The 16,792-nt window shown below is 71.2% G+C and carries 27 protein-coding genes and 1 pseudogene; 2 read left to right on the top strand and 26 right to left on the bottom strand.

Annotation, left to right across the window (positions count from 1 at the left end; all coding sequences use genetic code 11):
* The first annotated feature begins 70 nt into the window (after positions 1-70).
* A complete protein-coding gene (locus HIR71_RS01480; protein WP_169322810.1) occupies positions 71-481 on the top strand; it encodes a DUF5709 domain-containing protein in 411 nt (136 codons plus the stop codon).
* An 81-nt stretch (positions 482-562) separates the two neighbouring features.
* On the opposite strand, the gene truA is transcribed toward HIR71_RS01480, so the two are convergent.
* Positions 563-1,498 (bottom strand): tRNA pseudouridine(38-40) synthase TruA, encoded by a 936-nt coding sequence (gene truA / locus HIR71_RS01475; RefSeq protein WP_169322809.1) that lies wholly within the window; start codon positions 1,496-1,498, stop codon positions 563-565.
* Positions 1,499-1,550: 52 nt separating this feature from the next.
* On the opposite strand from truA, the gene HIR71_RS01470 reads away from it, so the two are divergent.
* Positions 1,551-2,330 (top strand): ROK family protein, encoded by a 780-nt coding sequence (locus HIR71_RS01470; protein WP_169322808.1) that lies wholly within the window; start codon positions 1,551-1,553, stop codon positions 2,328-2,330.
* Between the two features lie 9 nt (positions 2,331-2,339).
* On the opposite strand, the gene HIR71_RS01465 is transcribed toward HIR71_RS01470, so the two are convergent.
* The 25 genes and pseudogenes from HIR71_RS01465 to rplV form a co-directional block, all read right to left on the bottom strand.
* Positions 2,340-3,065 (bottom strand): alpha/beta fold hydrolase, encoded by a 726-nt coding sequence (locus tag HIR71_RS01465; protein WP_169322807.1) that lies wholly within the window; start codon positions 3,063-3,065, stop codon positions 2,340-2,342.
* Between the two features lie 424 nt (positions 3,066-3,489).
* The gene (gene rplQ, locus HIR71_RS01460; RefSeq protein WP_169322806.1) at positions 3,490-4,098 is read right to left on the bottom strand and encodes a 50S ribosomal protein L17; all 609 of its coding nucleotides are present in this window, start codon (positions 4,096-4,098) and stop codon (positions 3,490-3,492) included.
* Positions 4,099-4,166: 68 nt separating this feature from the next.
* Positions 4,167-5,186: a DNA-directed RNA polymerase subunit alpha gene (locus tag HIR71_RS01455; RefSeq protein WP_169322805.1), complete on the bottom strand. Its 1,020-nt coding sequence runs from the start codon at positions 5,184-5,186 to the stop codon at positions 4,167-4,169.
* Between the two features lie 208 nt (positions 5,187-5,394).
* Positions 5,395-5,796: a 30S ribosomal protein S11 gene (rpsK, locus tag HIR71_RS01450; RefSeq protein WP_169322804.1), complete on the bottom strand. Its 402-nt coding sequence runs from the start codon at positions 5,794-5,796 to the stop codon at positions 5,395-5,397.
* 87 nt (positions 5,797-5,883) lie between these two features.
* Positions 5,884-6,264 (bottom strand): 30S ribosomal protein S13, encoded by a 381-nt coding sequence (gene rpsM / locus HIR71_RS01445; RefSeq protein ID WP_169322803.1) that lies wholly within the window; start codon positions 6,262-6,264, stop codon positions 5,884-5,886.
* A gap of 198 nt (positions 6,265-6,462) precedes the next feature.
* Positions 6,463-6,576, bottom strand: a complete 114-nt coding sequence (gene rpmJ, locus HIR71_RS01440) for a 50S ribosomal protein L36 (protein WP_009740505.1) — start codon at positions 6,574-6,576, stop codon at positions 6,463-6,465.
* 73 nt (positions 6,577-6,649) lie between these two features.
* Positions 6,650-6,871 carry a translation initiation factor IF-1 gene (infA, locus tag HIR71_RS01435; RefSeq protein WP_024286981.1) on the bottom strand — a complete coding sequence of 74 codons (222 nt, stop codon included), beginning with the start codon at positions 6,869-6,871 and terminating at the stop codon, positions 6,650-6,652.
* Positions 6,872-7,069: 198 nt separating this feature from the next.
* Entirely contained in the window at positions 7,070-7,912 is an 843-nt protein-coding gene (gene map / locus HIR71_RS01430) for a type I methionyl aminopeptidase (RefSeq protein WP_169322802.1), read from the bottom strand.
* Between the two features lie 19 nt (positions 7,913-7,931).
* On the bottom strand, positions 7,932-8,510 hold the full coding sequence (locus tag HIR71_RS01425; RefSeq protein WP_169322801.1) for an adenylate kinase: 579 nt from the start codon (positions 8,508-8,510) through the stop codon (positions 7,932-7,934).
* Positions 8,507-9,805 carry a preprotein translocase subunit SecY gene (gene secY, locus HIR71_RS01420; RefSeq protein WP_169322800.1) on the bottom strand — a complete coding sequence of 433 codons (1,299 nt, stop codon included), beginning with the start codon at positions 9,803-9,805 and terminating at the stop codon, positions 8,507-8,509. The genes HIR71_RS01425 and secY overlap by 4 nt, the downstream gene beginning before the upstream one ends.
* Positions 9,806-9,960: 155 nt before the next feature.
* A pseudogene (gene rplO / locus HIR71_RS16320) lies at positions 9,961-10,434 on the bottom strand (50S ribosomal protein L15); the annotation flags it as partial.
* A gap of 260 nt (positions 10,435-10,694) precedes the next feature.
* On the bottom strand, positions 10,695-10,877 hold the full coding sequence (rpmD, locus tag HIR71_RS01410) for a 50S ribosomal protein L30 (RefSeq protein WP_169322799.1): 183 nt from the start codon (positions 10,875-10,877) through the stop codon (positions 10,695-10,697).
* Positions 10,877-11,497 carry a 30S ribosomal protein S5 gene (rpsE, locus tag HIR71_RS01405; protein ID WP_169322798.1) on the bottom strand — a complete coding sequence of 207 codons (621 nt, stop codon included), beginning with the start codon at positions 11,495-11,497 and terminating at the stop codon, positions 10,877-10,879. Before rpsE ends, rpmD begins: the two co-directional genes overlap by 1 nt.
* 40 nt (positions 11,498-11,537) lie before the next feature.
* Complete coding sequence (rplR, locus tag HIR71_RS01400; protein WP_169322797.1) at positions 11,538-11,909, bottom strand: 50S ribosomal protein L18; 372 nt, start codon at positions 11,907-11,909, stop codon at positions 11,538-11,540.
* 3 nt (positions 11,910-11,912) lie between these two features.
* The gene (rplF, locus tag HIR71_RS01395) at positions 11,913-12,452 is read right to left on the bottom strand and encodes a 50S ribosomal protein L6 (protein ID WP_169322796.1); all 540 of its coding nucleotides are present in this window, start codon (positions 12,450-12,452) and stop codon (positions 11,913-11,915) included.
* 24 nt (positions 12,453-12,476) lie between these two features.
* Entirely contained in the window at positions 12,477-12,869 is a 393-nt protein-coding gene (rpsH, locus tag HIR71_RS01390; RefSeq protein WP_169322863.1) for a 30S ribosomal protein S8, read from the bottom strand.
* Positions 12,870-12,945: 76 nt separating this feature from the next.
* Positions 12,946-13,131 carry a type Z 30S ribosomal protein S14 gene (locus tag HIR71_RS01385; RefSeq protein ID WP_169322795.1) on the bottom strand — a complete coding sequence of 62 codons (186 nt, stop codon included), beginning with the start codon at positions 13,129-13,131 and terminating at the stop codon, positions 12,946-12,948.
* A gap of 1 nt (position 13,132) precedes the next feature.
* Positions 13,133-13,729, bottom strand: coding sequence for a 50S ribosomal protein L5 (gene rplE, locus HIR71_RS01380; RefSeq protein ID WP_169322794.1), 597 nt, complete (start codon positions 13,727-13,729; stop codon positions 13,133-13,135).
* Positions 13,729-14,070 (bottom strand): 50S ribosomal protein L24, encoded by a 342-nt coding sequence (gene rplX / locus HIR71_RS01375; RefSeq protein WP_169322793.1) that lies wholly within the window; start codon positions 14,068-14,070, stop codon positions 13,729-13,731. The genes rplE and rplX overlap by 1 nt, the downstream gene beginning before the upstream one ends.
* 2 nt (positions 14,071-14,072) lie before the next feature.
* Positions 14,073-14,441, bottom strand: a complete 369-nt coding sequence (gene rplN, locus HIR71_RS01370; protein ID WP_169322792.1) for a 50S ribosomal protein L14 — start codon at positions 14,439-14,441, stop codon at positions 14,073-14,075.
* A gap of 165 nt (positions 14,442-14,606) precedes the next feature.
* Positions 14,607-14,888: a 30S ribosomal protein S17 gene (gene rpsQ / locus HIR71_RS01365; protein WP_169322791.1), complete on the bottom strand. Its 282-nt coding sequence runs from the start codon at positions 14,886-14,888 to the stop codon at positions 14,607-14,609.
* A gap of 8 nt (positions 14,889-14,896) precedes the next feature.
* Positions 14,897-15,136, bottom strand: a complete 240-nt coding sequence (gene rpmC, locus HIR71_RS01360) for a 50S ribosomal protein L29 (protein WP_169322790.1) — start codon at positions 15,134-15,136, stop codon at positions 14,897-14,899.
* Positions 15,136-15,555: a 50S ribosomal protein L16 gene (gene rplP, locus HIR71_RS01355; protein ID WP_169322789.1), complete on the bottom strand. Its 420-nt coding sequence runs from the start codon at positions 15,553-15,555 to the stop codon at positions 15,136-15,138. The genes rpmC and rplP overlap by 1 nt, the downstream gene beginning before the upstream one ends.
* 3 nt (positions 15,556-15,558) lie before the next feature.
* Positions 15,559-16,404 carry a 30S ribosomal protein S3 gene (gene rpsC / locus HIR71_RS01350; protein WP_169322788.1) on the bottom strand — a complete coding sequence of 282 codons (846 nt, stop codon included), beginning with the start codon at positions 16,402-16,404 and terminating at the stop codon, positions 15,559-15,561.
* Positions 16,404-16,772 carry a 50S ribosomal protein L22 gene (gene rplV, locus HIR71_RS01345; protein WP_169322787.1) on the bottom strand — a complete coding sequence of 123 codons (369 nt, stop codon included), beginning with the start codon at positions 16,770-16,772 and terminating at the stop codon, positions 16,404-16,406. Before rplV ends, rpsC begins: the two co-directional genes overlap by 1 nt.
* Positions 16,773-16,792: the final 20 nt, after the last annotated feature.

Genomic DNA, 16,792 nt, shown 5'->3' with positions numbered 1-16,792 from the left:
GACCTCGTGCCGCCCCCGCGCGGCGCCCTCTCCTCTGGCGGACCCGCCGTCGCGGTGCGACCGTGGAGCCATGAGCGACGACACCCCGGCCACCCGTACCGACCCGGCGACCGGCACCGAGGGCGACTCCGACCAGCTGTCCGGCGAGGACACGATGTCGGGTGGCAGCTCCGACGAGCTGCTCGACCTCGGGACGTCACCGCCCGAGCGTCCGCGCTCCAACCACTGGGGCGAGACCGCCTGGGAGGAGTCGCACGGCGAGCCCATGGACCTGCGGCTCTCCGAGGAGGAGCCCGAGGTCTGGGACCAGCCCGAGAAGGGCGCCCGCCAGCCCGATCGCGCCGGCCGGCTCGTCGAGGACGGCGACGCCCTCGACGGCCACCGCGGCAACGACACGTTCGCCGAGGACGTCGGCATCGACGGCGGAGCGGCTTCTGCCGAGGAGGCCGCGATGCGTATCGTCGAGGACCCGCGCCCCTGACGGGGGCGACCCGGCGGCACCGCTCGCGCGGAGCGGCGCCGGCCACCGACTCCCCGCCGGAGTGACGCGACCCGTGAGGCGTCACTCCGGCGGTGGACCGCCCGGGGCCGTCCGGTCGACGGGAACGCGGTCACCGGGAACACGACCGCCGGGAACGGGGCCGAGAGGGACCCGGACCGCGCGCGTCCGACGCGCCCGCGCCTCGAGCTCCGCGTCGTCGGGGTAGCCGACCTCCTCGAGCGTGAGCCCCCGCGCCGGGACGAGCGCCCCGCCGCCGTCCGCTCCCCCGCGCTCCCCGCGGGCCAGCACGTCGCCCGGCCACGCGACCGGTCGACGGCCCTCGCCGACGGCGATCGAGGCGCTCACGAGCGCGCGCACCATGTGGTGGCAGAAGGCGTCGGCGGTGACCGTCGCCACGACGAGCCCGGCGTCCGGCCCGTCGGCCGGCCGCTCCCACGCGAGCTCCTCGAGGGTCCGGATCGTCGTCGCACCCTCGCGCGGCTTGCAGAACGCGCTGAAGTCGTGGTGCCCGACCAGCGGGCCCACCGCGGCCTGCATCGCCTCGACGTCGAGCGCCCGCCGGTGCCACAGCACGTGGTGCCGGCGCAGGGGGTCGCGCGCCGCGTCGTCGTCGGCGATGCGGTAGGCGTAGCGCCGGCGCAGCGCGGAGAAGCGCGCGTCGAAGCCGGCAGGCGCCGGGGCGACCCGGTGCACGACGACGTCGCCCGGCAGCAGTCCCGCGAGCCTCGCGACGAGCGCGGGCCCCGGCTCGCGGTCCGACCGGCCGGGCAGCGCGAGCCATGCGGCGTCGTCCACGTCGAGGTGCGCCACCTGGCCGCGCGCGTGGACGCCCGCGTCCGTGCGCCCGGCGACCGTGAGCCGGGGCGGCGGGTCACCGCGGAGGACGACGCCGAGCGCGTCCTCGACCGTGCCCTGCACCGTGCGCAGCGCGGGCTGCCGGGCCCACCCGGCGAACGCGGTGCCGTCGTAGGCGAGGTCGAGGCGGACGCGCGGCACGCCCCCAACCTAACGGCCGACGGCGGCGCACCGGCCGGTAGCGTCGGTCGTCGTGGCGGACACCGACGCGCGGGACACGCAGCCGCACACCCTCGCGATCGACTGCGGGGGCGGCGGGATCAAGGCGTCCGTCCTCGACGGCGCGGGAACGCTCCGTGCGCCGGCGCTCCGGGTGCCGACGCCGTACCCGCTGCCGCCCGACCGGCTCGTCGCGACGGTCGTCGACATCGCGGCCTCGCTCCCGCCCGCCGACCGCGTGACCGTCGGGATGCCCGGGATGCTGCGCCACGGCGTCGTCGTCGCGACGCCGCACTACGTGACCCGGTCGGGGCCGCACAGCAGGGTGCTGCCGGAGCTCGTCGCCGCCTGGGCCGACTTCGACATGCAGGCGGCCGTCCGCGCCGCGCTCGACCTGCCGGCGCTCGTCCTCAACGACGCCGAGGTCCACGGCGCGGGAGTCGTGGCCGGCAGCGGCCTCGAGCTGGTCCTCACGCTCGGGACGGGCCTGGGGTCGGCGCTGTTCGACGGCGGCGTGCTGGCCCCGCACCTCGAGCTGTCCCAGGCGCCCGTGCGGTGGGGGACGACGTACGACGCGTACGTCGGGCAGGTCGAGCGGGCCCGGCTCGGCGACGCGCTGTGGTCGCGCCGGGTGCGGCGCGTGGTCGAGGGCCTGCGGCCGGTGTTCCTCTGGGACCGCCTCTACCTCGGCGGCGGCAACTCCCGGCGCGTGTCGCCGCAGGTGCTGGCGCGGCTCGGCGACGACGTGGTCGTCGTGCCGAACTCCGCGGGGATCGTCGGCGGGGTCCGCGCGTGGGAGCTGCGGCGGCGGTGAGGCGTCCGGTCAGCCCGCGCTGACCGGGGCGTCGGTGAGCCGCGCGAGCACGTCGAGCAGGACGCGGCTGAACGCCACCGGGGCGTCGAGGTTGACGAGGTGCTTGGCGCCGCGGACGACCACCAGGTGGCCGTCGCGGCACGCCGCGAGGTAGCGGCGCTCCTGGCTGCGGAAGTGGTCGAAGCGCCCGTTGACGAGCCAGACCGGGACGTCCAGGCGCGCGAGGTCGGCGACGGGGTCGACGCCGAGCATCTCGTGCAGCGCGTCCTCCATGACGTCGAACGCGAACCCGCCGGCCGCGACGTCGACCCGGCCCGCGGCCGGCAGCGTGCGGTCGACCATGAACTGGTTGAGCCCGGCGCCGGCGTCGGGCAGCCGCGCGATGCCGCGAGCCGCGACCGCCCATCCCTCGACGACCAGGCGGGACGGCCGGGTGCTGCAGCCCGCTGCCACGAGTCCCACGACCTGGTCCGGACGCCGCGCCGCGTGGGTGATCGCGACGTAGCCACCGAGCGAGAGCCCGACGACGAGCGCCCGGCCCCCCACGTCGTCGACCGCCTCGGCGACGGCGTCGACCGCGCCGTCGAGCGTGAACCGTTCGCCCCGACGAGTCCCGTGGCCCGGCAGGTCCACGGCGAGAGCGCGGTGACCCGTGGCGTCGAGCGCCTCCACCTGGGCGCGCCACATGGTCCGCGACGTGCGAAGACCGTGCACCAGGACGACCGGGAGCCCCATGGGACGACCCTAGGACGACGTCGCGCCGCCGTCGCGCCGCCGTCACGCGCCTGTCGCGCGGCCGTCGCGCGGCCGTCGCGCGGCTCCCATGCCGACGTCGCGCCGCGGTCGTGTGTCCGTCGTGCGCGGAGCAGGTGACGCGAGTGACGGTCGAGGCGCGTACACGGTCTTGGGCACGCCCCATCCGTCGCACCCGTCACACGCTCCGCGCGGAAGGGACCACGGGTCGCGCCAGGCAGGCGGGGCCGGGACGGTGGGCCGGGACGCGGGGCCGTGACGGTGGGCCGGGACGCTCGGCCGGGACGGTGGTCTGCGCATGCAGCGGCTCGGGAGGGCGGACCGGTCGGATGGGCCGCACGGACGAGGGCCCGGGTCCGAGACGGTGTGTCTCGGACCCGGGCCCTCGTCCGTGCGGTGCGGTCCGTCAGGCCTTGTCGGTCTCGGGCGCGTCCCCGGCGGCCTCGGCTGCCGGCTCCTCGGTCGCCGTCTCCGTGGCGGTCTCCTCGGCGGGCGCCTCCACGGGAGCGTCGGCGGCGGGCGTCTCGGTCACGGGCGCCTCGTCGGCCGGGAGCTCGGTGGCGGGAGCCGTGTCGGCCGGCTTCGCTGTCGCCTTCGGGGCAGCGGCCTTCTTCGTGGCCTTCTCGGCCTCGCGGACGGTCGCCTGCTTCGGGCTGAGCGGCTCGAGCACGAGCTCGATCACGGCCATCGGCGCGTTGTCACCCTTGCGGGGGCCGATCTTCGTGATGCGGGTGTAGCCACCCTGGCGCTCCGCGACCGCGGGGGCGATCTCGGTGAACAGGGCGTGCACGACGCCCTTGTCGCGGACGACCGTGAGCACCCGGCGACGGGCGTGCAGGTCGCCGCGCTTGGCGAACGTGATCAGGCGCTCGGCGAGCGGACGCAGCCGCTTCGCCTTCGCCTCGGTGGTCGTGATCCGCCGGTGCTCGAACAGGCTGGTGGCCAGGTTGGCCAGGATCAGCCGCTCGTGCGCCGGGCCGCCGCCGAGCCGGGGACCCTTGGTGGGCGTAGGCATCGTTGTAACTCCTCAGTTCCAGTGGTGAACAGCGGCCGGGCCGGTCAGCCCCGCGCCGCACGCGCGCGTCAGTACTGCTGCTGCTCGTCCTCGACGTACTCGCCCTCGTCGCCGTCGTAGTAGCCGGCGGTCTGGGTCGGGTCGAAGTCGAGCGGGCTGTCCTTGAGGGACAGGCTGAGCTCGGCCAGCTTCTCCTTGACCTCGGTGATCGACTTCGCACCGAAGTTGCGGATGTCCAGCAGGTCGGCCTCGCTGCGCGCCACGAGCTCACCCACGGTGTGGATGCCCTCACGCTTGAGGCAGTTGTAGGACCGGATCGTCAGCTGCAGGTCCTCGATCGGCAGGGCCAGGTCGGCGGCGAGCGCGGCGTCCGTCGGGGACGGGCCGATCTCGATGCCCTCGGCCTCGACGTTGAGCTCACGGGCGAGCCCGAAGAGCTCGACCAGCGTCGAGCCGGCCGAGGCCAGCGCGTCGCGCGGGGAGATCGCGTTCTTGGTCTCGACGTCGACGATCAGCTTGTCGAAGTCCGTGCGCTGCTCGACACGGGTGGCCTCGACCTTGTACGTCACCTTGAGCACCGGCGAGTAGATCGAGTCGACCGGCACGCGGCCGATCTCGGCGTCGTACGACTTGTTCTGCTGCGCCGAGACGTAGCCGCGGCCGCGCTCGACGGTGAGCTCGATCTCGAGCTTGCCCTTGTCGTTGAGCGTCGCGATGTGCAGGTCGGGGTTGTGCACCTGCACGCCGGCGGGCGGGACGATGTCCGCGGCGGTGACCGCGCCCGAGCCCTGCTTGCGCAGGTACATCACGACCGGCTCGTCGTTCTCCGAGGAGACGACGAGGTTCTTGATGTTGAGGATGATCTCGGTGACGTCCTCCTTCACGCCCGGCACCGTGGTGAACTCGTGCAGGACGCCGTCGATCCGGATGGACGTGACGGCGGCACCCGGGATCGACGAGAGCAGGGTGCGGCGCAGGGAGTTGCCGAGCGTGTAGCCGAAGCCGGGTTCCAGCGGCTCGATGGAGAACCGCGACCGGTACTCGGAGATGACCTCTTCGGTCAGGGTGGGGCGCTGTGCGATGAGCACTTCTGGGTTCCTCTCAGCGAGCGTCCGCCATATGACGCTCTGCGGTCGTACGCGTCCGCCGGGTCTCGGTCTACCGAGGCGGGCACTTCATGCGCCGGTCCCGGCGGCGGACGACGGCCGGCGGGACGTGGCAGGACTGCGGGTGGAGCGTGGACCAGCGGGCCGCGCGCAGCCGGTGGAGCGTGCGCGGACCCGCTGGTCCGGCCGATCAGACGCGACGGCGCTTCGGCGGGCGGCAGCCGTTGTGCGCCTGGGGCGTGACGTCGGAGATCGAACCGACCTCGAGGCCGGTCGCCTGGAGCGAGCGGATCGCGGTCTCACGGCCCGAGCCCGGGCCCTTGACGAAGACGTCGACCTTCTTCATGCCGTGCTCCTGCGCACGCCGGGCCGCAGCCTCGGCGGCGAGCTGCGCGGCGAAGGGCGTCGACTTGCGCGAGCCCTTGAAGCCCACCTGGCCGGACGACGCCCAGGCGATCACGGCGCCGGACGGGTCGGTGATGGAGACGATCGTGTTGTTGAAGGTGCTCTTGATGTGCGCCTGGCCGTGGGAGACGTTCTTCTTCTCCTTGCGGCGCGGCTTGCGCACGGCGGTACGGGTCTTGGGAGGCATGTCTGTTCTTCTCCTGGTCTGAGGTCGGCTGGCTGCGGTGCCGCGCACGGCCGGTGACGGGTCACCGCGCCGGGCAGGCGCCTGCTGCTACTTGCGACCGGCCTTCTTCTTGCCGGCGACGGTGCGCTTCGGGCCCTTGCGGGTGCGCGCGTTGGTCTTGGTGCGCTGACCGCGCACCGGGAGGCCACGGCGGTGCCGGATGCCCTCGTAGCTGCCGATCTCGACCTTGCGTCGGATGTCCGCCGCGACCTCGCGACGCAGGTCGCCCTCGAGCTTGTAGCTGCCCTCGAGGTGGTCGCGGAGCGCCACGAGCTCGGTGTCGCCGAGGTCCTTGACGCGGACGTCCGGGCTGATGCCCGTGGCGGCCAGCGTCTGCTGGGCGCGAGTACGGCCGACGCCGTAGATGTAGGTGAGCGCGATCTCGAGCCGCTTCTCGCGGGGGAGGTCGACGCCGACAAGACGTGCCATGTGTCCGGTGACTCCTGTACTGCGTCGGAGGTCTTCCGCACCACCTTCCCGCGAGGTCCGCGGGCCCCGGCCTCCGAGCCGGGGGTTCACCGTGTGCCGCCCGTGGGACGGGCACCGGAGTGGTGGTGCGCTGGTCGGTCCGCGCCCCGAGGGGCACGCACCGGGTGATCCGCTCGAGCCGCCCCGAGCGTCAGGGCGTCAGCCCTGGCGCTGCTTGTGGCGCAGGTTCTCGCAGATCACCATGACGCGACCGTGCCGGCGGATCACCTTGCACTTGTCGCAGATCTTCTTGACGCTGGGCTTGACCTTCATGGTTGTCCTCCGCCGCCGTGAGCTGCGTTTCGCGCATGGCTGTGCGAGACGCGACGGCGTGATCGAGTGGTGGTTACTTGTAGCGGTAGACGATCCGGCCACGGGACAGGTCGTACGGGCTCAGCTCAACGACCACCCGGTCCTCGGGGAGGATCCGGATGTAGTGCTGACGCATCTTGCCCGAGATGTGGGCGAGCACTCGGTGGCCGTTGGCCAGCTCCACGCGGAACATCGCGTTCGGCAGAGCCTCGACAACGCTGCCCTCGATCTCGATGACACCGTCCTTCTTTGCCATATCCTCCGCTAACTCTCGGTGTGCAACAGCTGCCCATCCCGGCGCCCGGTCACGGTGGACCGGAGGACGTCGATGGATTGATGTGCGCGTCGCCTGCACGGCACACGCACCCAACGGGCTATCGTACGGCATCGCCGCGGGGACCGGAAACTGGCCCGGTTCGCACCTGCCCGGTTCGCACCTGCCCGGTTGGCCCGCTCAGTCCAGCGGTGCGATCTGGACGCCCAGGGCCCCGAGCCGCTCGGCACCCCCGTCGCGCGCGGTCAGCACCCAGATGCCGTCGGGCAGGATCGCGACCGAGTGCTCCCAGTGCGCGGCCCGCGAGCCGTCGTCGGTCACGACCGTCCAGTCGTCCTCGAGGACCTGCGTGGTCCGCCCGCCCCGCGCGAGCATCGGCTCGACCGCGAGGCACATGCCGGGCTTGAGCCTCAGCCCGCGGTCGCGCGTCCGGTAGTTGAGGACGTCGGGCGGCTGGTGCATCTCGCTGCCGATCCCGTGCCCCACGTACTCCTGCACGACGCCGAACCGCACCCCGCCGTTGGCACCGGCGGCCTCGGCCGCGTCGACCGTGTCCTCGACGGCCTCACCGACCGCGCCCAGCCGCTCGCCCTTCGCGAGCGCGGCGATGCCGGCCCACATCGCGTCCTCGGTGGTCCGGGAGAGCTCCACGTCCAGCGGGTCCGCCTCGGGCAGGACGACCGTCATGGCGGAGTCGCCGTGCCAGCCCTCGACGATCGCGCCGCAGTCGACCGACACCACGTCGCCGGGCTCGAGCAGCCGCGGACCGGGGATGCCGTGCACCACCTCGTCGTTGACCGACACGCACAGCGTCCCGGGGTACCCGTAGTACCCCAGGAACGACGCGGTCGCACCGGCCTCGCGGATCACCTCGGCGGCGATCGCGTCGAGGTCGGCCGTCGTGAGTCCCGGCCGCACCTGCGCGCGCACGGCCTCGAGGGCGTCGGCCACGACGAGCCCGGCGCGGCGCATGGTGCGGACCTGCTCCGGCGTCTTGTACTCCACCTTGTCGCGCCCGAACATGCCTCGCTCCGCCTCCGCGTCAGCCGACGTGCTCGGCCAGGGCCGCGAGCACGCGCTCGGTGACGCCGTCGACCTCGCCGATGCCGTCCACGGTCACGAGGAGTCCCCGCGCCGCGTACGCCTCGGTGAGCGGCGCCGTCTGCTCCGCGTAGACCTCGAGACGGCGGCGGATCGCGTCCTCGGTGTCGTCGGTGCGGCCCTCGATCGCGGCACGCCTCGCCAGCCGGGCCAGGAGCTCGTCGCGCGGCGCCGACAGCTCGACGACCGCGTCGAGCGCGACACCGTCGCCCTGGAGCATCTGGTCGAGCGCGGTCACCTGAGCGGCGTTGCGCGGGTAGCCGTCGAGGATGAACCCGCGCGACGCGTCCTCCTGCGAGAGCCGGTCGCGGACCATCGCGTTGGTCAGCTCGTCGGGGACGAGGTCGCCCGCGTCCATGATCGCCTGGGCCTGGGTGCCGAGCTCGGTGCCCCCCTTGACGTTGGCGCGGAAGATGTCACCCGTCGAGATGGCCGGCACGTCCATGCGCTCGGCGAGGCGGATCGCCTGGGTCCCCTTGCCGGAGCCCTGCGGCCCCATGATCAGCAGGCGCGCGCTCATCGGAGGAACCCTTCGTAGTGACGCTGCTGGAGCTGGGACTCGATCTGCTTGACCGTGTCGAGGCCCACCCCGACCACGATGAGGATCGACGCGCCACCGAACGGGATCTGGGTCGAGATGTCCAGCAGGATGAACGCGATCGTCGGGATGAGCGCGACGAGCGCGAGGTACACCGACCCGGGCGCGGTGATCCGCGAGATCACGTAGGAGAGGTACTCCGCCGTGGGACGACCCGCCCGGATGCCGGGGATGAAGCCGCCGTACTTCTTCATGTTGTCGGCGACCTCGTCCGGGTTGAACGTGATCGCGGTGTAGAAGTAGCAGAAGAAGATGATGAGGACGATGTAGATCGCCAGGTACAGCGGCGCCCCCGGGTCCACCAGGTTGTTCGCGACCCAGATGACCCACTCGGACGTCTGGTCCCCGAACTGGACCAGCAGGCTCGGCACGGCGAGCAGGGACGCCGCGAAGATGATCGGGATCACTCCGGCCATGTTGATCTTGATCGGGATGTAGGTGCTCGAGCCGCCGTACATGCGGCGGCCGACCATCCGCTTCGCGTACTGCACCGGGATGCGTCGCTGCGACTGCTCGACGAACACGACCAGGCCGATCACCAGGATGATCACGGTCATCACGATGAGGAACTTGCTGACGCCGTTGTCGCCGCCCGCGATGGACCACAGGGCGGTCGGGAAGCTCGCCGCGATCGACGTGAAGATCAGGAGCGACATGCCGTTGCCGACGCCGCGCTCGGTGATGAGCTCGCCGAGCCACATGATCAGACCGGTGCCCGCGGTCATCGTGAGGACCATGAGCAGGATCGTCACGACCGAGTCGTTCGGGACCACGTCGACCGAGCAGCCCTGGAACAGCTGGCCCGTGCGCGCGACCGTGATGACCGTCGTCGACTGCAGGATCGCGAGGGCGATCGTGAGGTACCGGGTGTACTGCGTGAGCTTCGCGGTGCCCGACTGCCCTTCCTTGTGGAGCGCCTCGAAGCGCGGGATGACCACGCGCAGCAGCTGCACGATGATGCTCGCCGTGATGTACGGCATGATCCCGAGCGCGAACACCGACAGCTGGAGCAGCGCGCCGCCGCTGAAGAGGTTGACGAGGCCCAGCAGGTCGTTGTTCCCCGCGGTCTCGTCGATGCAGGTCTGGACGTTCGGGTAGGAGACTCCCGGCGTCGGCAGGAACGAGCCCACCCGGAAGATCGCCATGACCGCGATGGTGAAGAGCAGCTTGCGCCGCAGATCGGGCGTCCTGAACGCCCGGGCGAATGCGCTGAGCACCTGTCCTCCTGCTCCGCCGTGGGCGGTCTGTCCGTGACGTCGGGAGACCCCGACGGTCGTCCGGCCCCCTGGGGCCCCGGGAACCCTAACCGATCGGTGCCCGGATGCGGGAACGGGGTCGGAAGGACCTGTGTCCCTCCGACCCCGTCCTGCGATCAGTCCTGCTCGACGGACCCGCCGGCGGCGACGATCTTGTCCTTGGCGGACGCCGAGTAGGCGTCCACCGCGACCGACAGCTTGACCGTCAGCTCGCCGGTCCCGAGGACCTTGACGGGGGCGCCCTTGCGGACAGCGCCCTTCGCCACGAGGTCCTCGACCGTCACCGAGCCGCCCGCCGGGTACAGCGCGGACAGCTTGTCCAGGTTCACCACCTGGTACTCGGTGCGGAACGGGTTCTTGAACCCGCGGAGCTTCGGCAGGCGCATGTGCATCGGCATCTGACCACCCTCGAAGCCGGCCGACACCTGGTAGCGCGCCTTGGTGCCCTTGGTACCGCGACCCGCCGTCTTGCCCTTGGACGCCTCGCCGCGACCCACGCGGGTCTTGGCGGTCCTGGCGCCGGGGGCCGGACGGAGGTGGTGCACCTTGAGCGTGCCGCCGGCTCCCACCTCGGCCTCAGCGGCCGCAGCCTTGGTGCTCGACTTCGCGGTGCTCGACTTCGCGGTGCTCGACTTCGAGGTGCTCGCCTTGGCGGTGCCCGTCCTGCTCGAGCTCGCCTTGGCGGGCGTCTTCTCGGCCGCCGACGACGTCGCGTCGTCGGCCTTCGTGGGCGTCGCCTTGGCGGCGGGCGCCTTCTCGGCCTTCGTGGCGGCGGCCTGGGCCGGCGCCTTCTTCTTCGCCGGGGCCTTCACCTCGGCGTCGGCCTGCGTCTTGTCGTCCTTGTCAGCCATCAGTCGACCTCCTCGACCGCGACCAGGTGCGTCACCGTCGAGACCATGCCGCGGATCTCCGGACGGTCCTCCTTGACGACGACGTCGCCGATCCGCTTCAGGCCCAGGGTGCGCAGCGTGTCGCGCTGGTTCTGCTTGCCGCCGATGGCGGACTTGGTCTGGGTCACCTTGAGACGGGCCATCACGCACCCACCCCTGCAGCCCGGGCCCGCAGCAGCGAGGCCGGCGCGACGTGCTCGAGCGGCAGGCCACGGCGAGCCGCCACGGCCTCGGGCTGCTCGAGCCCGCGGAGCGCCTCGACCGTGGCGTGCACGATGTTGAGCGCGTTGGTCGAGCCGAGCGACTTGCTCAGCACGTCGTGGATGCCGGCGCACTCCAGCACGGCGCGCACCGGACCGCCGGCGATCACGCCGGTACCCGGCGCAGCCGGACGCAGGAAGACGACACCCGCGGCTGCCTCGCCCTGGATGGGGTGCGGGATGGTGCCCTGGATGCGCGGGACCTTGAAGAAGTTCTTCTTGGCCTCCTCGACACCCTTGGCGATCGCCGCGGGCACCTCCTTGGCCTTGCCGTAGCCGACGCCGACGGTTCCGTCGCCGTCGCCCACCACGACGAGCGCGGTGAAGCTGAAGCGGCGGCCGCCCTTGACGACCTTGGAGACGCGGTTGATCGTCACGACGCGTTCCAGGAAGGCGCTCTTCTCCGGGGCGTCCCGACGGCCGTCCCGACGGCCACCGTCGCGACGGTCGCCGCCGGAGCCGCCCGCGGGGGCGCCGGTGTTGCTGCGCTGCGGTGCAGCCATCAGTGGGTCCTCTGCTTCCGTACGGGGATGGTGTAGGTCGTCACAGGGTCAGGCCGCCTTCGCGGGCCCCGTCGGCGACTGCTGCCACCCGGCCGTGGTACTTGTTGCCGCCGCGGTCGAAGACGACCGCCTCGACGCCGGCGGCCTTGGCACGCTCGGCGACGAGCTCGCCGATGCGACGGGCCTTCGCCGTCTTGTCGCCGTCGAGGCCCCGAAGGTCGGCCTCGAGGGTCGACGCCGAGGCCACGGTGCGTCCGACCGTGTCATCGACGACCTGCGCGGTCATGTGCCGGGCGGACCGGGTGACCACGAGGCGCGGACGGGCGGGCGAGCCCGAGACCTTCTTGCGGACCCGCAGGTGACGACGGGCGCGAGAGATCGACTTGCCCTTGCCCTTGATCGTGAGAGCCATCGCTTACTTACCAGCCTTTCCGACCTTGCGGCGGACGACCTCGCCGGCGTAACGCACACCCTTGCCCTTGTACGGCTCGGGCTTGCGGATCTTGCGGATGTTCGCTGCGACCTCGCCGACCTGCTGCTTGTCGATGCCGCTGACCGAGAACTTGGTCGGGCCCTCGACCTGGAACGAGATGCCGGGCGGCGGGGCGATGCTGACCGGGTGGCTGAAGCCGAGCGCGAACTCGAGGCTCTCGCCCTTCGCCGTGACGCGGTAACCGGTACCGACGATCTCGAGCTTCTTCGTGTACCCCTCCGTGACCCCGACGACGAGGTTCGCGAGCAGCGTGCGGGTCAGCCCGTGCAGGGAGCGCGAGAGGCGCTCCTCGTTCGGGCGCGTCACCACGAGAGCGCCGCTCTCGTCGCGGGCGACCTGGATGGGGCTCGCGACGGTGTGCGTCAGCTCCCCCTTGGGGCCCTTCACGGTGACCGTGGGGCCGTCGATCGTGACATCCACGCCGGTGGGGACCGGGACGGGGACTCTGCCGATACGGGACATGGCTAGCTCCTTTCCGTCTCGGACTTACCAGACGTAGGCGAGGACTTCCCCACCCACGCCCTTCTTGGCGGCCTGCTTGTCGGTGAGGAGACCGGAGGACGTGGACAGGATCGCCACGCCCAGGCCGCCGAGCACTCTGGGCAGGTTGGTCGACTTCGCGTACACGCGCAGGCCCGGCTTGGACACGCGCTTGATCCCGGCGAGCGAGCGCTCGCGGTTCGGGCCGAACTTGAGCTCGATGGTGAGCGTCTGGCCCACCTCGGCCTCCTCGACCTTCCAGCCGGCGATGTAGCCCTCGGCCTGGAGGATCTCTGCAACGTGCGACTTCAGCTTCGAGTACGGCATGGACACCGTGTCGTGGTACGCCGAGTTCGCGTTCCGCAGACGCGTGAGCATGTCTGCGATCGGGTCGGTCATCATCGGGCTTCCGCCCTTCCTCGCCGGGGTATCCCCACCGGGCTCGCGCCTGCGATGGGGACCAGCGGCGTAGTGGTTACCAGCTGCTCTTGGTGACGCCGGGAAGCTCGCCTGCGTGCGCCATCTCGCGCACGCAGATGCGGCAGAGCCCGAACTTGCGGTAGACGGAGTGCGGACGCCCGCACTTCTGGCACCGGGTGTAGGCGCGCACCTTGAACTTGGGCGTCCTGGCGGCCTTCTGGATCAGGGCGGTCTTCGCCATGTCAGTCCTCCTTGAAGGGGAAGCCGAGACGCTTCAGCAGCGAGCGGCCCTCAGCATCGGTGGTCGCAGTCGTGACGATGGTGACGTCCATGCCCCGCACGCGGTCGATCTTGTCCTGGTCGATCTCGTGGAACATGACCTGCTCCGTGAGACCGAAGGTGTAGTTGCCGTGACCGTCGAACTGCTTGGGCGACAGGCCGCGGAAGTCGCGGATGCGCGGGAGCGCGGTCGAGAGCAGCCGGTCGAGGAACTCCCACATCCGGTCGCCGCGCAGCGTCACGTGCGCGCCGATCGGCATGCCCTCGCGGAGCTTGAACTGCGCGATGGACTTGCGGGCCTTCGTCACCTGCGGCTTCTGGCCGGTGATCGCGGTGAGGTCCTTGATCGCGCCCTCGATGAGCTTCGAGTCCTTGGCGGCGTCGCCGACACCCATGTTCACGACGACCTTGGTGAGCCGCGCGACCTGGTTGACGTTCTCGTGGCTGAACTCCTCACGGAGCCCGCCGACGATCTCGTCCGCGTAACGCGCCTTGAGTCGCGGCTGGGGGCCGGCCACGTTGACGTTCTCGGTGGTGGTCTCGGTGCTGTCGACGCTCATCAGATGTCCTTACCGGAGCGCTTGGCCACACGGACCCGCACGGTCCTGGTGCGACCGTCGCGCTCGATCTCCTCGGTGCGGTACCCGACCCGGGTGCCCTTCTTGGACTCCGGGTCGACGACCATCACGTTGCTGATGTGGATGGGAGCCTCGACGGTCTCGATGCCGCCGGTCCGGGCGCCGCGCTGCGACTGCCCGACCTTGACGTGCTTCGTGACCCGCTGGACACCCTCGACCACGACGCGCTGCGACTCGGTGAGGACCTCGAGGACCCGTCCCTGCTTGCCCCGGTCACGACCGGAGATGACGACGACGAGGTCGCCCTTCTTGATCTTGGCCATGGTCAGAGCACCTCCGGCGCCAGCGAGATGATCTTCATGAACTTCTTGTCACGCAGCTCGCGGCCCACCGGGCCGAAGATGCGGGTCCCACGGGGCTCCCCGTCGTTCTTGAGGATCACGGCCGCGTTCTCGTCGAACTTGATGTACGAGCCGTCGGGCCGACGGCGCTCCTTGCGGGTGCGGACGATGACGGCCTTGACCACATCGCCCTTCTTGACGTTGCCGCCGGGGATCGCGTCCTTGACGGTGGCGACGATGGTGTCGCCGATTCCGGCGTAGCGACGTCCCGAACCACCGAGAACGCGGATGCAGAGGATCTCCTTGGCACCCGTGTTGTCGGCGACCCTGAGTCGCGACTCCTGCTGGATCATCTGATGAACTCCTGACGTCTGCCGGTTCTCGCGGAACGAGCCTGGCCGAACGGATAGCTGCCGTCATGCACCCGTGGGAGGCTCCGGCGGGAGCCGGCGCCTCGGTCACGGGGGCAACTGAGTAGTGCTGTCGTGCTGAGTCGTGCTGGGCGGTGCGGGGAAGGCCTACTTGGCCTTCTCGAGGACCTCGACCACACGCCACCGCTTGGTGGCGGACAGCGGACGGGTCTCCATGATCACGACCAGGTCGCCGATGCCCGCCGAGTTCGCCTCGTCGTGCGCCTTGACCTTGCTCGTGCGCCGGATGACCTTGCCGTAGAGCGGGTGCTTGACCCGGTCCTCGACCTCCACCACGACGGTCTTGTCCATCTTGTCGCTGACGACGTACCCGCGCCGCGACTTGCGGTCGGCGCGGGGCGTCGCCGCGGTCTCGTTCTTCGTTGCCATGGTCGACCTCACTCGCTCGCGCTCGGGGCAGTACGGATGCCGAGCTCGCGCTCGCGCAGGATCGTGTAGATCCGCGCGATGTCGCGGCGCACGGCCTTGAGGCGCCCGTGGCTCTCGAGCTGGCCGGTGGCCGACTGGAAGCGCAGGTTGAACAGCTCTTCCTTGGCCTTCTTCAGCTCGGCGACCAGTCGCTCGTCGTCGAACCCGTCCAGCTCACTCACGGCCAGGTCCTTGGTTCCCAGAGCCATCAGTTGCCACCACCCTCGCGGACCACGAAACGGGTCTTCATCGGGAGCTTGTGCTGCGCGCGACGCATGGCCTCGCGAGCCAGCGGCTCCGGGACGCCGGCGAGCTCGAACAGAACCCGGCCCGGCTTGACGTTGGCGATCCACCACTCGGGCGAACCCTTGCCGGAACCCATGCGGGTCTCCGCCGGCTTCTTGGTGAGCGGGCGGTCCGGGTAGATGTTGATCCAGACCTTGCCGCCACGCTTGATGTGGCGGGTCATCGCGATACGAGCAGCCTCGATCTGGCGGTTGGTGACGTAGGCGGGCTCGAGAGCCTGGATGCCGTACTCACCGAACGCGATCGCGGTGCCACCGGTCGCGGCGCCGGAGCGCCCCGGGTGGTGCTGCTTGCGGTGCTTGAGCCTGCGCGGGATCAGCATTGCTCAGGCCTCCGTTCCGGGCTCGGCGGCGGGCGCCGCGGCGTCCGTCGCGGGGGCTGCGGCCTCGGCGGCCGGCGCCGGGGTCTCGGCCTGACGACGAGGGCCACCACCGGCACCGGCACCACCGCGCGCGGGGCGCTCGGGACGGTCACCGCGGGGTCCACGCGGCGAGCGCGGGGCCTGCGTGGCCTGCTGCTGCGCGAACTCCTTCTCGGTCATGTCGCCCTTGTAGATCCACACCTTGACGCCGATGCGGCCGAACGTCGTCTTGGCCTCGTAGAAGCCGTAGTCGATGTTCGCGCGGAGCGTGTGCAGCGGCACCCGGCCCTCGCGGTAGAACTCGCTCCGGCTCATCTCGGCGCCGCCGAGGCGACCCGAGCACTGGACCCGGATGCCCTTGGCACCCGCGCGCTGGGCGGACTGCATGCCCTTGCGCATGGCGCGACGGAACGAGACGCGGCTCGCGAGCTGCTCCGCGATCCCCTGGGCGACCAGCTGAGACTCCATCTCGGCGTTCTTCACCTCGAGGATGTTGAGCTGCACCTGCTTGCCGGTGAGCTTCTCGAGCTCCCCGCGGATGCGGTCCGCCTCCGCGCCACGACGCCCGATGACGATGCCCGGGCGGGCGGTGTGGATGTCGACGCGGACCCGGTCCCGGGTGCGCTCGATCTCGACCTTGGCGATGCCGGCGCGCTCGAGCCCCGTGGACATGAGCTTGCGGATCGCGACGTCCTCCCGGACGTAGTCGCGGTACCGCTGGCCGGGCTTCGTGCTGTCGGCGAACCACCGCGAGCGGTGGTCCGTGGTGATGCCGAGCCGGTACCCGTGCGGGTTGACCTTCTGTCCCACTATCGGGCCCTCTCCTTCTTCTCGACCGGGGCCACGACCACGGTGATGTGGCTGGTCCGCTTGAGGATCTGGCTCGCCCGGCCCTGTGCGCGCGGGCGGAACCGCTTGAGGGTCGGCCCCTCGTCGACGTACGCCTCGACGACGACGAGCTCACGCTCGTCGAACGCCTGGCTGGCACGGTCGGCCTTCACCCGTGCGTTGGCGATCGCGCTCTCGACCACCTTGCGGACGGTCTCCCCCGCGGCCTGCGGCGCGAACCTCAGCGTCGCGACGGCCTCTTCGGCCTGCTTGCCACGGATGAGGTCCACGACGCGCCGGGCCTTCTGGGGCGTGACACGGACGAACCGTGCCTGCGCCTTGGCTTCCATTGCTGTCCTGCCTTCTGTCT

The sequence above is a fragment of the Cellulomonas fimi genome, from assembly GCF_012952065.1.
Classification (GTDB): domain Bacteria; phylum Actinomycetota; class Actinomycetes; order Actinomycetales; family Cellulomonadaceae; genus Pengzhenrongella; species Pengzhenrongella fimi_A.
Note: the sequence above shows the minus strand (reverse complement) of the source record. Positions and strands in the feature narration are given on the sequence as shown.

What these genes read in the sequence shown, in the direction of transcription:
- rpsK (WP_169322804.1), bottom strand. Translation starts at nt 5,796, where the DNA reads ATGCCTCCCAAGACCCGTACCGCCGTGCGCAAGCCGCGCCGCAAGGAG.
- rpmC (WP_169322790.1), bottom strand. Translation starts at nt 15,136, where the DNA reads ATGGCTCTGGGAACCAAGGACCTGGCCGTGAGTGAGCTGGACGGGTTC.
- rplF (WP_169322796.1), bottom strand. Translation starts at nt 12,452, where the DNA reads ATGTCCCGTATCGGCAGAGTCCCCGTCCCGGTCCCCACCGGCGTGGAT.
- map (WP_169322802.1), bottom strand. Translation starts at nt 7,912, where the DNA reads ATGTTCGGGCGCGACAAGGTGGAGTACAAGACGCCGGAGCAGGTCCGC.
- HIR71_RS01465 (WP_169322807.1), bottom strand. Translation starts at nt 3,065, where the DNA reads ATGGGGCTCCCGGTCGTCCTGGTGCACGGTCTTCGCACGTCGCGGACC.
- rpsH (WP_169322863.1), bottom strand. Translation starts at nt 12,869, where the DNA reads ATGACCGACCCGATCGCAGACATGCTCACGCGTCTGCGGAACGCGAAC.
- infA (WP_024286981.1), bottom strand. Translation starts at nt 6,871, where the DNA reads ATGGCAAAGAAGGACGGTGTCATCGAGATCGAGGGCAGCGTTGTCGAG.
- rplP (WP_169322789.1), bottom strand. Translation starts at nt 15,555, where the DNA reads ATGCTGATCCCGCGCAGGCTCAAGCACCGCAAGCAGCACCACCCGGGG.
- HIR71_RS01425 (WP_169322801.1), bottom strand. Translation starts at nt 8,510, where the DNA reads ATGAGCGCGCGCCTGCTGATCATGGGGCCGCAGGGCTCCGGCAAGGGG.
- rpmD (WP_169322799.1), bottom strand. Translation starts at nt 10,877, where the DNA reads ATGGCCCGTCTCAAGGTGACCCAGACCAAGTCCGCCATCGGCGGCAAG.
- rplQ (WP_169322806.1), bottom strand. Translation starts at nt 4,098, where the DNA reads ATGCCTACGCCCACCAAGGGTCCCCGGCTCGGCGGCGGCCCGGCGCAC.
- rplV (WP_169322787.1), bottom strand. Translation starts at nt 16,772, where the DNA reads ATGGAAGCCAAGGCGCAGGCACGGTTCGTCCGTGTCACGCCCCAGAAG.
- rplN (WP_169322792.1), bottom strand. Translation starts at nt 14,441, where the DNA reads ATGATCCAGCAGGAGTCGCGACTCAGGGTCGCCGACAACACGGGTGCC.
- rplE (WP_169322794.1), bottom strand. Translation starts at nt 13,729, where the DNA reads ATGAGCGTCGACAGCACCGAGACCACCACCGAGAACGTCAACGTGGCC.
- rpmJ (WP_009740505.1), bottom strand. Translation starts at nt 6,576, where the DNA reads ATGAAGGTCAAGCCCAGCGTCAAGAAGATCTGCGACAAGTGCAAGGTG.
- HIR71_RS01480 (WP_169322810.1), top strand. Translation starts at nt 71, where the DNA reads ATGAGCGACGACACCCCGGCCACCCGTACCGACCCGGCGACCGGCACC.
- rplX (WP_169322793.1), bottom strand. Translation starts at nt 14,070, where the DNA reads ATGGCCAAGATCAAGAAGGGCGACCTCGTCGTCGTCATCTCCGGTCGT.
- rplR (WP_169322797.1), bottom strand. Translation starts at nt 11,909, where the DNA reads ATGGCTCTCACGATCAAGGGCAAGGGCAAGTCGATCTCTCGCGCCCGT.
- HIR71_RS01385 (WP_169322795.1), bottom strand. Translation starts at nt 13,131, where the DNA reads ATGGCGAAGACCGCCCTGATCCAGAAGGCCGCCAGGACGCCCAAGTTC.
- rpsM (WP_169322803.1), bottom strand. Translation starts at nt 6,264, where the DNA reads ATGGCACGTCTTGTCGGCGTCGACCTCCCCCGCGAGAAGCGGCTCGAG.
- rpsE (WP_169322798.1), bottom strand. Translation starts at nt 11,497, where the DNA reads ATGGCTGCACCGCAGCGCAGCAACACCGGCGCCCCCGCGGGCGGCTCC.
- rpsQ (WP_169322791.1), bottom strand. Translation starts at nt 14,888, where the DNA reads ATGGCAACGAAGAACGAGACCGCGGCGACGCCCCGCGCCGACCGCAAG.